Here is a 14,731-nt window from a genome sequence, read left to right as displayed (position 1 = left end):
CAGATCAGGATTTACCTGTCGAGGCTACTCGACGGTACACAAGCAGGACAAACCCGGCCGACATGCGCGATCTATCGCGCGACCCTAGTGTGCCGCCGAGTCCCAGCTGCGACCATAACCCACAGATACCTCGAGCGGAACATCCAGCGGATAGGCGCCGCCCATCTTCTCGCGCGCCACCGCCTCGACCTGCTCGCGCTCACCGGGCGCGATCTCGAACAGCAACTCGTCGTGCACCTGCAGCAGCATGCGCGACGCCAGTCCCGCCTGCTTGAGTGCCTTGTCCACCTCGATCATCGCCACCTTGATGATGTCGGCCGCGCTGCCCTGGATCGGGGCGTTGAGCGCGGCACGCTCGGCCGCCTCGCGCACTTGGCGGTTGCTGCTGTCCAGTTCGGGCAGGTAGCGCCGGCGGCCCAGCACCGTAGAGGTGTAGCCGTCCTTGCGGGCCTGCTCGACGACATCCATCAGGTAATCCCGCACGCCGCCGAATCGGGCGAAGTACTGGTCCATCTGGACCTTGGCTTCCTCGGTGGAGATCTTGAGCTGAGCGGCCAACCCGTAAGCGCTCAGCCCGTAGGCCAGTCCGTACGACATCGCTTTGACCCGGCGCCGCAACTCGGCGTTGACCTCCTCGATCGGCACGCCGAACGCGCGCGAAGCCACGAACGAGTGCAGGTCCTCGCCGGTGTTGAACGCCTCGATCAGGCCCTCGTCACGCGACAGGTGCGCCATGATCCGCATCTCGATCTGGCTGTAGTCCGCGGTCATCAGCTCCGAGTAGGCCCCGGCCCCGCCCGAGCCCACGACGAACGCGTCCCGGATCTGCCGACCGGCGTCGGTGCGGATCGGGATGTTCTGCAGGTTGGGTTCGGTGGAAGATAACCTGCCGGTCGCCGCGATGGTCTGGTTGAACGTGGTGTGGATCCGCCCGTCGCTGGCCACCGAGTTCAGCAGCCCGTCGACGGTGACCTTGAGGCGGGTGACGTCGCGGTGGGCCAACAGGTGCTGCAGGAACGGGTGGCCGGTCTTGTCGAACAACGACTGCAGGGCATCGGCGTCGGTGGTGTAGCCCGTCTTGGTTCGCTTCGTTTTCGGCATGCCCAGCTCGTCGAACAACACCACTTGTAGCTGCTTGGGCGAACCGAGGTTGATCTGCTTGCCGATCACGGCGTAAGCGGCTTCCGCCGCGTCGCGGATCTGGTTGCCAAACTGGCTCTGCAACTCGGTCAACATGCCCAGATCGACGGCGATACCGACGGCCTCAATGTCGGCCAGCACCTGCTGGACCGGCAGCTCCATCTCGCCCAGCAACGCGGCGGAATCGATGCGGGCCAGTTCGGCGTCCAGGGCATCGGCCAGGTCGACGACGGCGCGGGCCCGCAGGATCGTCGTTTGTGCCGCCTGAACATCCGATGCGTCGTCGTCGAGGAGTGAAAGCTGTTGCTGCTCAGGTGTTTCCGCTCTCAACTCACGACGCAGGTAGCGCAACGACAGGTCGTCGAGGGCGAAGCTGCGTTGCCCGGGCCGCACCAGGTAGGCCGCCAGCGCGGTGTCGGAGGTGACGCCGCCCAGCGTCCAGCCGCGACCCGCCAGGTCGTGAATGGCCAGCTTGGCCTCGTGCAGGGCTTTGGGTTTGCCGGCGTCGGCCAGCCAATCGGCCAGCGCCGCGTCGTCATCGGGGGCCAGCGCGGCGGTCTCGATGTAGCCGCCTTCCCCGTCCGCAGCGGCGATGGCCAACGCGGTGGCGTCGCCGTCGTGCGGGAGGTGAGTGCCTACCACCGTCAGGCCGGAACGGGTGCCGTCCGCGACGTGCTCGGCCAGCCACGTTCGCACCGTACCGGTTTCCAACGCGCCGCCGCGCACGTCGAAGCCCTCCTCGACCTCGGGCTCGACGGCCGCCAGCGTGTCGAACAGCCGGTCGCGCAGCACCCGGAATTCCAGGTCGTCGAAAAGCCGGTGGATGTGGTCGCGGTCCCAGGGGGCCAGCCGCAGCGTGTCCGGCGTGTGGGCCAGCGGCACGTCCTTGACCAGGTCGGTGAGCTCACGGTTGCGCACCACATTGGACAGGTGGGCTCGCAACGCGTCGCCGACCTTACCGCGCACCGAATCGACGTTGTCGACGAGTTCCTGCAGCGAGCCGTACTCGACGATCCACTTGGAGGCGGTCTTCTCCCCCACGCCGGGAATGCCGGGCAGGTTGTCGCTGGGGTCGCCCCGCAGGGCGGCGAAGTCGGGGTACTGCATGGGGGTCAAGCCATACTTCTCGACGACGGCGTCCGGGGTGAAGCGGGTGAGCTCGCTGACGCCTTTGCGCGGGTACAGCACGGTCACGTCGTCGCTGACCAGCTGTAGCGAGTCGCGGTCGCCGGTGACCACCAGCACCCGGTAGCCCTCGTTTTCGGCCTGGGTGGCCAGCGTCGCGATGATGTCGTCGGCCTCGAACCCTGGCTCGGCGAGCACCGTAATGCCCAGTGCGTCAAGGACTTCCTTGGTGATGTCGATCTGGCCGTGGAACTCGTCGGGGGTCGAGGAGCGGTTGGCCTTGTACTCGGGGTAGCGCTCGGATCTGAACGTCTGCCGCGATACGTCGAAGGCGGCGGCGATGTGCGTCGGCGCCTCGTCGCGCAGCAGGTTGATCAGCATGGCGGTGAAGCCGTAGACGGCGTTGGTGGTCAGCCCGCCCCGGGTCTTGAAGTTCTCCGCGGGCAGCGCATAGAACGCCCGGAACGCCAGGGAGTTGCCGTCGAGCAGCATCAACGTCGGCTTGGGCTCAGCCTCAGTGGCCTTAACAGGGGGAGCGGGCACGGCTTTCACTTTAAGCACCGGGTCTGACGGGTTCTGAGGCCGGCGGAATTGCAACACGTTTCAGTTCCGTGTCCTGGCTGGGTACTCTTGCCAGGTGCCAGAGCTCACCAGCCAAGAACCCGCAATCGCGGGATGGTTCGCCACCGATGACGCCGGAAACCCGCATCTGATCGGCGGTAAGTGCCCCCTGTGCGGCACCTACGTCTTCCCGCCGCGCGAGAACAACTGCCCAAACCCGGCCTGCGACAGCGACACACTAGCGCCCGTTGCCCTGTCCAGGCGCGGAAAGTTGTGGAGCTACACCGAAAACCGTTATCCCCCACCGGCGCCATATCCCGCCCCAGACCCCTTCGAACCGTTCGCCATCGCCGCCGTCGAGCTGGCCGACGAGGGACTGATCGTGCTGGGCAAGGTGGTCGAGGGCACGCTGGCCACCGACCTCAAGGTCGGGATGGACATGGAGCTGACCACCATGCCGCTGTACACCGATGACGATGGTGTGGAGCGCATGGTGCACGCGTGGAGGTGCGCCGAATGAGCACTCCCGATCCGCTCTACATCCTCGGCGTCGGAATGCACCCCTGGGGCAAGTGGGGCCGAGACTTCAGCGAATACGGTGTGGTCGCGGCGCGGGCCGCACTGAGCGAGGCCGGCCTGGACTGGCGGCAGATCCAGCTCGTCGCCGGTGCCGATACCATCCGCAACGGCTACCCCGGCTTCATCGCCGGGTCGACGTTCGCGCAGAAGCTGGGCTGGAACGGCGTCCCGGTCAGCTCCAGCTACGCCGCATGCGCCAGCGGCTCCCAGGCGCTGCAGAGCGCGCGCGCGCAGATCCTGGCCGGTTTCTGTGACGTCGCGCTGGTGATCGGCGCCGACACCACCCCGAAGGGTGCGTTCGCGCCGGTCGGCGGGGAACGCAAGAACGACCCCGACTGGCAGCGGTTCCACCTCATAGGCGCGATGAACCCGGTGTATTTCGCGCTGCTGGCACGTCGCCGGATGGACCTTTACGGCGCGACGCCCGAGGACTTCGCGCAGGTCAAGGTGAAGAACTCGCGACACGGCCTGCAGAACCCGAATGCCCGCTACCGCAAGGAGTCGTCGGTGGACGACGTGTTCGCCAGCCCCGTGGTGGCCGACCCGTTGCGGCAACTCGACATCTGCGCCACCTCCGACGGCGCGGCGGCGCTGATCGTGGCCAGCGCCGACTTCGCCCGTAAGCACCTCGGCTCGCTCGACGGCGTTCCTTCGGTGCGCGCGGTGAGCGCGGTGACCCCCCGCTACCCGCAGCACTTGCCTGAATTGCCCGACATCGCAACGGATTCCACTGCCGCGGTGCCGGCGCCGGACCGGGTGTTCAAGGATCAGATCCTCGACGCGGCTTACGCCGAAGCGGGCATCGGACCCGAGGACGTGAGCCTGGCCGAGGTCTATGACCTGTCCACCGCGCTGGAACTCGACTGGTACGAACACCTGGGGCTGTGCGCCAAGGGCGAAGCCGAGGAGCTGCTGCGCAGCGGCGCGACGACTCTTGGCGGCAGGGTCCCGGTCAACCCGTCTGGCGGGCTGGCCTGCTTCGGCGAGGCCATTCCCGCGCAAGCGATCGCCCAGGTCTGCGAGTTGACCTGGCAACTGCGTGGTCACGCGACTGGCCGTCAAGTCGAGAACGCCACCGTCGGCGTCACCGCCAACCAGGGCTTGTTCGGGCACGGCTCGTCGGTGATTGTCGCGCGCTAAGGGGTGCCGAGCAGACGCGAAAGCACCGAAATCGGCCCGATTTCGGGGCTTTCGCGTCTGCTCGGCCGCTTACTCGCCCGTGTCGAGGGTTTCCAGGACCACCTCGGCCACCCGCTTCATGGTGGTCCGACGGTCCATCGCGGCGCGCTGAATCCACTTGAAAGCCTCGGGCTCGCTCATGCCCTGCTTCGCCTGTAACAAGCCTTTGGCGCGCTCGACGAGCTTGCGGGTCTCCAGCCGGTCCGACAACGTCGCCACCTCGCGCTCCAGCTCGGCGATCTCGGCGAAGCGGCTGACGGCCAATTCGATGGCGGGGATCAGGTCGCTGATCGTGAAGGGCTTGACGAGGTAGGCCATCGCGCCGGCGTCGCGGGCGCGTTCGACGAGATCGCGCTGGCTGAACGCGGTCAGCACCACGATCGGGGCGATGCGTTTGCTAGCTATCTCCGACGCCGCGTCGATTCCGTCGCGCCGGGGCATCTTCACGTCCATGATCACCAGGTCGGGCTTATGCCGCTCGGCCAGCTCGACGGCCTCCTGACCGTCACCAGCCTCGCCGACGATGTCGTAACCCTCCTCTCGCAGCATCTCTGCCAGGTCCAGGCGGATCAGCGCTTCGTCTTCAGCGATGAGGACGCGGCGCCGCACCGCGGCGTCTGCGTCGGTCGTGGGGCCCGTCATGACGGACATTCTGTCGTGAACGGGTGCGACTTGCGACGTCGGGGGTTCATCTAAGGTGGAACTCCGGAATAAGCCCTCGTATCCCAACTGGCAGAGGAAACGGATTCAAAACCCGTCCAGTGTGAGTTCGAATCTCACCGAGGGCACCAGGCCGGATCTCGATAAACCACAAGCTCAGCGGTTACGCTTTCAAGGTGGCGACCAAGAAATGCCGCGCCGCACCGGGCACATCGGTTGGCTCGACGCGACGACCAAATTGCGTAGCGGCCGTGCAGGCCGAGACCCGCGCGCGAACCGAGCACTATGCCGACAGCGCCGCCCGACGTGTCCGAGTGCTCAATATCACCGCCGTCATGGCGGTCTGGGTGTGCATCTGCTTCGCACTCCTCGGCTTCTGGCCCGGCCCCCCGGTGTGGCGGACCCAGTTGATCAACTTCGCCGCGGGCATCATTTTCGCGATGGTCCCGTTCCTGCAGCGCTTCGGCGGCCTCATTGCGCCACTTACCTTCATCTTGTCTGCGTATGTCGTGGTCTTCGCCATCTGCTGGGACCTGGGTACCGGTTCCGGCGTGCAGTATTTTCTGCTGACCGGCGCCAGCCTGGTGGTGCTGCAGTTGGGCATCGAACGCATCCGGTTGGCCTTGCTGTTGGCGGCAATGGGCGCCGGGCTGGCGATCACGTTGCAGATGTTCGTTCCGCGCTCGACCGGCGTCGAGCCCGCGATGGCAATGTCGATCAGCTTCGCGGTCACGACCAGCGCCGCCTTCCTGATGGCATTCGTGTCGGTGTGGTTCGCGCTGCGCGATACCGAACGCGCCGAAGCGGTCATGGAGGCCGAGTACCAGCGCTCAGAAGTCCTGCTCGCCAACATATTGCCGGTCAGCATCGCCGAGCGCCTCAAAGAACCCGAGCGCGACGTCATCGCTGACAAGTACGACGAGGCATCGGTGCTGTTCGCCGACATCGTCGGCTTCACCGAGCGCGCCAGCAGTACGGCACCCGCCGACCTGGTGCGGTTCCTCGACACGCTCTACAGCGCGTTCGACGCGCTGGTCGACAAGCACGAGCTGGAGAAGATCAAGGTCAGCGGCGACTCCTACATGGTGGTCAGCGGCGTGCCCCGCCCCCGGCCCGACCACGCCGAAGCGCTGGCAGACTTCGCGATCGAAATGGCCGAAGTCGCTGCCGAATTGAAAGACCCGCATGGCCAATCCGTCCCACTGCGCATCGGTATGGCCTGCGGGCCCGTGGTCGCAGGAGTGGTGGGTTCACGCAGGTTCTTCTACGACGTGTGGGGCGACGCGGTCAACGTCGCATCCCGGATGGAAACCACCGATTCGGTGGGACGGATCCAAGTGCCGGAGATTACCTACGAGCGCCTGAAGGCTAACTTTGTGCTCCAGGAACGCGGCCTGATAGACGTCAAGGGCAAGGGCATCATGCGCACCTGGTATCTGGTCGGGCGCAAGGCAACTCAGGAAACAACCCCGGCATCTTTCGATCTGGACGCCGATCAGACGAGCACGGAATCACGCGCCGCCCGCGTGTGACTTTCGGCCACCCAAACCGGTGTCGTTGAGGGCCTATGCCAGGCCCGGCTGATGTGTCACACTGCGCCCATGGAAACAACTCCCGCGACGATACAAGTTCCAAGATTGTTGCCGCATTTGTGGAAATCGACGCTGATATCCGGAATTCTGTCGCTGATCGTAGGCGTCGCGATCCTGGCCTGGCCAAGTAAAACGGTTCTGGCCGCCGCAGTCGCATTCGGCGTCTATCTGTTGATCACCGGCATCGCGCAGGTCGTGTTCGCGTTCAGCCTGCACGTCACCGCGGGCAGCCGAATCCTGTTATTCATCAGCGGCGCAGCGTCATTGATCCTGGCGATGATGGCTTTTCGTCATTTCGGCAAAGAAGAAGCGACCGCCGTTTACCTGCTGGCGATCTGGATTGGCATTGGTTTCATCTTCCGCGGGGTGGCAACGACGGTCTCGGCCATCAGTGACCCCCAGCTGCCCGGCCGGGCCTGGGAGATCTTCGTCGGGATCATGAGCCTGCTGGCGGGCATGATCATGCTGGGCTCGCCATTCGGCACCATCCTGCTGCTGGCCGAGGTGGTCGGGATCTGGCTGATCGTCATCGGAGTTTTCGAGATCGTCTCGTCGTTCGGAATCCGCAAGGCGTCCAACACGCTCGGCGGGTAAATCCGGCATTCGACAAACCCGCCCTAGCGTTGATCGCGCGCATCTACTACACTATGTCGTAGTTTACGAACCAGCCCGTAGCACCGGGAGATGACAGATGAATGTCGTCGACATTTCGCGGTGGCAGTTCGGTATCACCACCGTCTACCACTTCATTTTCGTACCGCTGACCATTGGCCTGGCCCCACTGATCGCCATCATGCAGACAGTGTGGGTAGTTACCGGCAAGACCGCGTGGTATCGCCTGACGAAGTTCTTCGGCAAACTCTTCTTGATCAACTTCGCCATCGGCGTGGCAACCGGAATAGTGCAGGAATTCCAATTCGGGATGAATTGGAGCGAGTATTCCCGGTTCGTCGGCGACATCTTCGGGGCGCCACTGGCGATGGAGGGTCTGATGGCCTTCTTCTTCGAATCCACCTTCCTCGGACTGTGGATCTTCGGCTGGAGCAGACTGTCCCGACTGGTGCACCTGGGCTGCATCTGGATTGTCGCGGTGTCGGTCAACGCTTCCGCGTTTTTCATCATCGTCGCGAATTCCTTTATGCAGCACCCAGTTGGCGCGCACTACAACCCTGCGACGGGGCGCGCCGAGTTGAGTAGCATCGTCGCGCTGCTGACCAATAACACTGCGCGAGCGGCGTTTGCCCACACCGTCGCCGGCGCTTTGCTGACCGCGGGGACTTTCGTGGCTGCAGTCAGCGCCTGGTGGCTAGTCCGGTCGAACACCATCACTACAGGGCCCGGCACGCGCGACATGTTTCGTCCGGCAGCCATTCTGGGATGTTGGGTCGCGCTGATTGCGACGGTCGGTTTGTTCTTCACCGGCGACCACCAGGGGAAGCTGATGTTCGTGCAGCAACCGATGAAAATGGCGTCGGCAGAATCGCTGTGCGATACCGAGACCGATCCGGACTTCTCCATCCTCACGGTGGGCAGGCAGAACAATTGTGACAACCTGACTCGTGTCATCCAGGTGCCCTATGTGTTGCCGTTCCTCGCCCAAAGCCGGACGAGCGATGTCACGTTGCAGGGTGTCCGCAATCTGCAGCTGGACTACCAACAGCGATTCGGGCCAAACGACTACCGGCCCAACCTTTTTGTCACCTATTGGTCGTTCCGCGCGATGATCGGGTTCATGACGGTTCCGGTGCTGTTCGCGCTAATGACGTTGTGGCTCACCCGCGGCGGGCGGATTCCCAACCAGCGTTGGTTCTCCCGGCTGGCCGTGTTGACCATCCCCACCCCGTTCCTGGCCAACAGCGCCGGCTGGGTGTTCACCGAGATGGGGCGTCAGCCATGGATCGTCGTTCCTAACCCGACCGGTGATCAACAAGTTCGACTGACTGTCGCCGCGGGCGTCTCCCACCACGCCTCGGGGATGGTCGTCACTTCGCTGGTGACGCTGACCCTGGTATACGCGGTGCTCGCGGTCGGCTGGTTCTTTTTGCTGAAGCGTTACATCGTCGAGGGTCCGCTGGAACACGATGCGGAACCCACTGCGCCGCAAGCTCCTAGCGATGACGAAGTAGCGCCGCTGTCGTTTGCGTATTGACCCCGGGAAGGAGCTGAGCGGTGGATCTCCACGAGTTGTGGTTCGGCATCATCGCGGTGCTGTTCCTAGCGTTTTTCATCCTCGAGGGTTTCGACTTCGGGGTGGGTATGTTGATGGAGCCGTTCGCCCGCACTGCCCTAAAACGCGGCACGGGTGACCGGGAAACGCACCGGCGCGCCGCACTGAACACCATCGGTCCCGTTTGGGACGGCAACGAGGTCTGGCTGATCACCGCCGGCGCAGGGATGTTCGCCGCATTCCCGGGCTGGTACGCCGCCGTGTTCTCGACGCTCTACCTACCGCTGCTGGCGATCCTTTTCGGCATGATCGTGCGCGCGGTCGCCATCGAATGGCGCGGCAAGATCGACGACACAAAGTGGCGCACCTGGGCCGATTTCGGTATCGCCGCGGGATCCTGGTTGCCCGCGGTGCTCTGGGGTGTGGCCTTCGCCATCCTCGTCCGCGGACTGCCGGTGGACGCCCGCGCTCACGTGCATCTGTCGATCACCAACGTCCTCAACGCCTATACGCTGCTGGGCGGTCTGGCCACGGCCGGATTGTTTTTGTTCTACGGCGCCGTGTTCGTCGCGTTGAAGACCTCCGGCCCCATCCGCGACGACGCCCATCGGTTTGCAGTGCGGTTGTCGCTTCCGGCGACGGGACTGGTTGCGGGATTTGGGGTTTGGACGCAGCTTGGCCACGGCAAGGATTGGACCTGGGTGCTGCTGGGCATCGCGGTGACCGCGCTGTTGACAGCGGTGCTGTTGGTGTGGCGGCGGATGTCCGACGGATGGGCGTTCGTATGCACGGCCCTGGTGGTAGCTGCCGTCGTGACCTTGCTGTTCGGCTGCCTGTACCCAAATCTGGTGCCCTCCACGCTGAACAAGCAATGGAGCCTGACGATCTACAACGCCTCGTCGACCGCTTACACACTCAAGATCATGACGTGGGTGACGGCGTTCTTCGCGCCCTTGACGGTGGTGTACCAGGCGTGGACGTACTGGGTTTTCCGGCAACGGATCTCGGCAGAGCGGATACCTGCGCCGATCGGCCTAACCAGAGGCAGGACTCCTGAGCACCAAAAGCTCTAGCGGACCCGTTGATCCGCGGCTGTGGCGGGCTTCGGCCGCGTTACGGCGCTACCTGGTCGCCACTGTGGCTTCCGGAGTGGTGATCTCGGGTTGTGCGATCGGCTCAGCGGTCGTGCTGGCGAACATCGTTGCGCGCGTCGTCAGCGACCATTGGGTGCGTGATCCGCGCCGTTTGCTTGGACCGTTGTCAATCTTGTTGGCGCTGTGGGCAACCCGCGCGGTGGCGCGCTGGCTGCAGGCGCGGCTGGGCCAGCGGGGCGCGAGCGCGCTGATCGCCGATCTTTCCGGTCAGGTCCTGGCCGCAGTCACCGGGCGGCAACCCAACGAACTGGCAACACAGCGGGACGCCGCCGCGGTCGTAGTGACGCGCGGCCTGGACGGCTTGCGTCCCTACTTCACGGGTTACCTTCCCGCGCTATTGCTTGCCGCGATCCTGACCCCGGCCACCGTCGTGGTGATCGGCTGTTACGACCTGAAATCGACTCTGATCGCGGCGATCACGCTGCCGTTGATCCCGATTTTCATGGTGCTGATCGGGCTGACGACCGCAGAGCGCTCGGCCGCGGCTCTGGATGCCATGACCACCCTGCAGACTCATCTGCTGGATCTGATCGCCGGCATCCCCACGTTGCGGGCGCTGGGCCGCGCCTCTGGACCCGAACACCGCATCGCGGAACTCGGTGCCGCCCACCGACGCTCGACCATGGCGACACTGCGGATCGCGTTCCTGTCGGCCCTGGTGCTGGAACTGTTGGCCACGCTAGGTGTGGCCCTGATCGCGGTCGGGATTGGCCTGCGTCTGGTGTTCGGCGAGATGACCCTGGTCACCGGTTTGACGGTGCTGTTGTTAGCGCCCGACGTGTACTGGCCGCTGCGCCGAATCGGCGTGGAATTCCATGCCGCCCAGGACGGTAGGGCCGCCGCTGACAAAGCTTTCGCGCTCATCGGCGAGCCGAGCACAACCACGGCCCGGCACCAGCTCGTCAGCGCGCGCGGAGCCCAGATCCGGCTGGTAAACCTGAGCGTCGCAGGCCGAGACGGTCGCGCCCCGGACGATCTCAGCGCGGTGCTCGAGCCCGGCGCCGTCTCGGTGCTGACCGGACGAAACGGTGCGGGCAAGAGCACGACGCTGCAGGCGATCGCCGGGCTCACCGTGCCGTCATCCGGCCGGGTCACCGTGGCCGGAGTCGACGTCGCCGAGTTGGAACCGAACGCGTGGTGGCGGCAGTTGTCCTGGCTGCCCCAACGCCCGGTGCTGATCCCGGGGACGGTCCGGGACAACCTCCTGCTGCTGGGCAATCTGGACGACCTCGAAAGCGCCTGTAAGGCTGCCGGATTCGACGCTGTTGTGGCCGAGCTGCCGCAAGGGTTGGACACCGTGCTCGGCCGCGGCGGCGTCGGGCTGTCATTGGGGCAGCGCCAACGCCTCGGCCTGGCGCGGGCGTTGGGATCCGCCGCCCCGGTGTTGCTGCTCGACGAGCCCACCGCTCACCTGGACGCTGACACCGAAGCACGGGTGTTGCGGGCCATCGTCGAGCGTGCCCGTTCGGGCGCCACCGTGGTTGTCGTCGGGCATCGCGATGCGGTCCTGGCGATCGGCGACCGGGTCATGGAGGTGTCGCATTATGCGGCGGTCTGATCCGCTGCGGGCAGCCTCGATTCTGCTGCGTCCCCGAGCGCCCCGCATTCTGCTCGCAATCGTCCTTGGGGTCCTGTCGTTGGGTAGCGCCCTGGCGCTGGCCGGTCTGTCGGCATGGTTGATCACCCGCGCGTCGCAGATGCCGCCCGTGCTCGATCTGTCCGTGGCGGTCGTGGCGGTGCGAACGTTCGCGATTTCGCGTGGCGTACTGCACTATTGCGAGCGATTGGCCTCGCACGACACCGCCTTACGCGCGGCAAGCACGGCCCGCGCGCGGATCTATCACCGGCTTGCGCACGGTCCGCCGGCGGCCGCCGTACGGCTGCATAGCGGTGAACTGGTGGCGCGCGTGGGTGCCGACGTCGACGAACTGGCCAACGTGCTGGTACGCGCTGTGGTGCCGATCGGTGTCGCGGCGTTGCTGGCGCTGGCGGCCACCGGGGTGGTCGCCACTATTTCACCGCCTGCCGCGACGGTGTTGGCGATCTGCCTGGTGCTGGCCGGTGTCGTCGCACCCTGGCTGGCCGCCCGGGCCGCGGTGGCACAGGAAGCCGTTGCACGACAGTATCATTCGGAACGCGACACCTCCGCTATGATCGCGCTCGAACACGCGCCCGAGCTTCGCGTGGCCGGTGCCTTGCCCCACATCATCGTTGAGTCGCGGCGCCAGCAGCGCGCCTGGGGCAATGCCCTTGACGCGGCGGCCAGACCCGCCGCTGTCGCCGAGGCGATGCCGACCGCGGCGATAGGGATGAGTGTGCTGGGCGCGGTGGTGACCGGGAGTTGGATAGCGCCCACGGTCGCGCCCACCACGCTGGCCGTGCTGATGTTGTTGCCGCTGTCCGCATTCGAGGCGACGACCGCGCTGCCTGCCGCCGCGATCCAACTCGCCCGATCGCAGATGGCCGCGCGCCGACTGCTCGACTTGGTTCCCGCGGACCGCACCGAAAGGGCGCGAACCCTGCCGGTGCCGGTAGCCACCGGGCGACTCACCGCCGACGCAACCTCGGGTTACCAGCATTTGCGGTCCACGCCGGTCACCATTGACCTCCCGCCGGGTGCTCGGCTAGCGGTCACCGGGCCCAGCGGCTCGGGCAAGACGACGCTGCTGATGACACTCACCGGGCTACTTCCGCCGCTGCGCGGACAGGTGACGCTGGACGGAACCGACCTTGGCCGCTTCGATGAGCGCGAATTGCCGCGCGCTGTAGCCTTTTTCGCTGAGGACGCGCACATCTTTGCGACCACCATTCGGGATAACCTGCTGGTGGCGCGCGGTGACTGCGCTGACGACGAACTGATCGTGGCCCTCGACGCGGTGGGCCTGAGTGCCTGGCTGGACAGCCTGCCGCAACGACTGTCGACAGTGTTAATCGGTGGCGCGCAAGCGGTCTCGGCGGGTCAGCGTAGGCGGCTACTGCTGGCTCGGGCGGTGCTCTCCCCCGCCCGGATCGTGCTGCTGGACGAGCCCACCGAGCACCTGGACGCGGTCGACGCCGACCGCGTACTGCGTGATCTGCTGGGCTCCCGGCTGATCAGCGGCGACAGAACGGTCGTGGTGGCCACCCACCACTTGCCCGACGACATTGGTTCGCCTGAACTACGCATTGGGTCGGTGTCGCCAAAGAGCGCCGCAGCTATGGTTCGTCGTCTTCGTCTTGCCTGAGTAGTTTTTCGGGGTGGTGGAGGGTGTTGGTGCGGGGTTGGCCGTGGTCGAGGTGGGGTGGGGGGATCCATTCGGTGTCGCCTTTGGTGTTGGTGCGGGTGGTCCAGCCTTTGTCGGCGAGTCGGTTGTGGGGGCCGCAGGCCAGGGTGAGTTCGTTGATGTGGGTGCGGCGGGTGCGTGCCCAGCCTTGGACGTGGTGGACCTGGGTCCAGTAGCCGGGCACATCACAACCGGGTTTGCTGCACCCGCGATCCTTGGCCAGCAGCATGATTCGCTGGGCGGGGGTGGCGAGTCGTTTGGTGTGGTACAGGGCCAGCGGTTTGGCGCCTTCAAAAACGGCCAGGTAGTGGTGGGCGTGGCCGGCCAGGCGGAGCAGATCACTCATGGGCACCACGGTGCCCCCGGCGCTTAGCCCTCTACCCGCGGCGGCTTGCAGCTCCTTGAGGGTGGTGGTGACGATGAGGGTGGTCGGCAGGCCGTGGTGTTGGCCGAGCTGGCCGGAGGCCAGCAGGGCGCGCAGTCCGGCCAGCAGGCCGTCGTGATTGCGTTGGGGTTGACTGCGCAGATCCCGGCGCGCTGTGTCCTCTGAGGGAGCCCCGTCGATCACCGGCACGTCGTCTTCGGGGTTGGCCATACCCGGGGCGGCCAATGTGGCCAGTACCGCCTCGATGGTGGCCCGGAGTTCGGGGTTCACATAGCCACTAAGCCGCGACATCCCGTCGTATCCCTGCTCACCGAGTAGCAGGCCGCGCCGACGCGCGCGGTCCTCGTCGGTGAAATTGCCATCCGGGTTGAGGCAATCCATCAGCTTGTTGGCGTATTTGGCCAACTCATCAGGCCGGTATCTGCTGGCCTTGCCGGCCAGGTCGGCCTCAGCGGCCGCCCGAGTCAACACATCCACCTCGGCGGGCACCTGGGTAAAAAAGCCACGGATCACCTTCAGGTGCCCCTGCCCGATCAGCCCGTCGCGCTGAGCGGCCGCGGTCGCGGCCAGCTGCGGGGCCAAGGGCTCCCCGCTCATCGCCCGGCGCGCTCCGAGCTCTTCGGCTTCACCGATGCGCCGGCCGGCCTCAGCGGAGGTGATACGCAGCCGGTCGGCCAACACCGCGCGCAGCTTGCCACCCAACTCCTCCTCACTGGCCTGCTCAAGGAGCCCCGTGATCAACACATGCCCGGGTACTGGCAGCCGACGCGCCACCCGTTCCAGGCGCTCGAGTGCCCGCAACCGCTCCGGAGTGGTCAAGACGTCAAACGACAACCCGCACACAGCAGAGACCGCGGCATCAAGCGCATCGAACGCCTCCACGATCGAGTCCCTGTCCGAATGCATGTTCGAATCCTACGACCACC

The 14,731-nt window shown here is 65.6% G+C and carries 11 protein-coding genes and 1 tRNA gene; 9 read left to right on the top strand and 3 right to left on the bottom strand.

Features of this window, described 5'->3' with window-relative positions; translation table 11 throughout:
• Positions 1-84 precede the first annotated feature (84 nt).
• On the bottom strand, positions 85-2,757 hold the full coding sequence (gene polA, locus JO236_RS03320; protein WP_293324745.1) for a DNA polymerase I: 2,673 nt from the start codon (positions 2,755-2,757) through the stop codon (positions 85-87).
• A gap of 145 nt (positions 2,758-2,902) precedes the next feature.
• Here polA and JO236_RS03315 point away from each other — a divergent pair, with 145 nt between their 5' ends.
• A complete protein-coding gene (locus JO236_RS03315) occupies positions 2,903-3,346 on the top strand; it encodes a Zn-ribbon domain-containing OB-fold protein (protein WP_293324680.1) in 444 nt (147 codons plus the stop codon).
• Positions 3,343-4,545, top strand: coding sequence for a lipid-transfer protein (locus JO236_RS03310; RefSeq protein WP_293324677.1), 1,203 nt, complete (start codon positions 3,343-3,345; stop codon positions 4,543-4,545). The genes JO236_RS03315 and JO236_RS03310 overlap by 4 nt, the downstream gene beginning before the upstream one ends.
• 69 nt (positions 4,546-4,614) lie before the next feature.
• Here the strand turns inward: JO236_RS03310 and JO236_RS03305 are convergent, their stop codons facing one another.
• Entirely contained in the window at positions 4,615-5,226 is a 612-nt protein-coding gene (locus JO236_RS03305; protein ID WP_293324674.1) for an ANTAR domain-containing response regulator, read from the bottom strand.
• Positions 5,227-5,298: 72 nt separating this feature from the next.
• Here JO236_RS03305 and JO236_RS03300 point away from each other — a divergent pair.
• The 7 genes from JO236_RS03300 (at position 5,299) to cydC (ending at position 13,381) form a co-directional block, all read left to right on the top strand.
• Positions 5,299-5,375, top strand: a tRNA-Leu gene (locus tag JO236_RS03300).
• A 45-nt stretch (positions 5,376-5,420) separates the two neighbouring features.
• On the top strand, positions 5,421-6,776 hold the full coding sequence (locus tag JO236_RS03295; RefSeq protein ID WP_293324671.1) for an adenylate/guanylate cyclase domain-containing protein: 1,356 nt from the start codon (positions 5,421-5,423) through the stop codon (positions 6,774-6,776).
• Positions 6,777-6,827: 51 nt separating this feature from the next.
• Entirely contained in the window at positions 6,828-7,430 is a 603-nt protein-coding gene (locus JO236_RS03290; RefSeq protein ID WP_293324668.1) for an HdeD family acid-resistance protein, read from the top strand.
• Positions 7,431-7,527: 97 nt separating this feature from the next.
• Positions 7,528-8,985: a cytochrome ubiquinol oxidase subunit I gene (locus JO236_RS03285; protein ID WP_293324665.1), complete on the top strand. Its 1,458-nt coding sequence runs from the start codon at positions 7,528-7,530 to the stop codon at positions 8,983-8,985.
• 20 nt (positions 8,986-9,005) lie between these two features.
• Entirely contained in the window at positions 9,006-10,076 is a 1,071-nt protein-coding gene (gene cydB, locus JO236_RS03280) for a cytochrome d ubiquinol oxidase subunit II (protein WP_293324662.1), read from the top strand.
• Between the two features lie 64 nt (positions 10,077-10,140).
• Positions 10,141-11,715, top strand: a complete 1,575-nt coding sequence (cydD, locus tag JO236_RS03275) for a thiol reductant ABC exporter subunit CydD (RefSeq protein ID WP_416362140.1) — start codon at positions 10,141-10,143, stop codon at positions 11,713-11,715.
• Positions 11,702-13,381, top strand: coding sequence for a thiol reductant ABC exporter subunit CydC (gene cydC, locus JO236_RS03270; protein WP_293324659.1), 1,680 nt, complete (start codon positions 11,702-11,704; stop codon positions 13,379-13,381). Before cydD ends, cydC begins: the two co-directional genes overlap by 14 nt.
• On the opposite strand, the gene JO236_RS03265 is transcribed toward cydC, so the two are convergent.
• Positions 13,353-14,711 carry an HNH endonuclease signature motif containing protein gene (locus JO236_RS03265; protein WP_293324656.1) on the bottom strand — a complete coding sequence of 453 codons (1,359 nt, stop codon included), beginning with the start codon at positions 14,709-14,711 and terminating at the stop codon, positions 13,353-13,355. The genes cydC and JO236_RS03265 overlap by 29 nt on opposite strands.
• Positions 14,712-14,731: the final 20 nt, after the last annotated feature.

Source organism: Mycobacterium sp., assembly GCF_019247635.1.
Classification (GTDB): Bacteria; Actinomycetota; Actinomycetes; order Mycobacteriales; family Mycobacteriaceae; genus Mycobacterium.
Note: the sequence above shows the minus strand (reverse complement) of the source record. Positions and strands in the feature narration are given on the sequence as shown.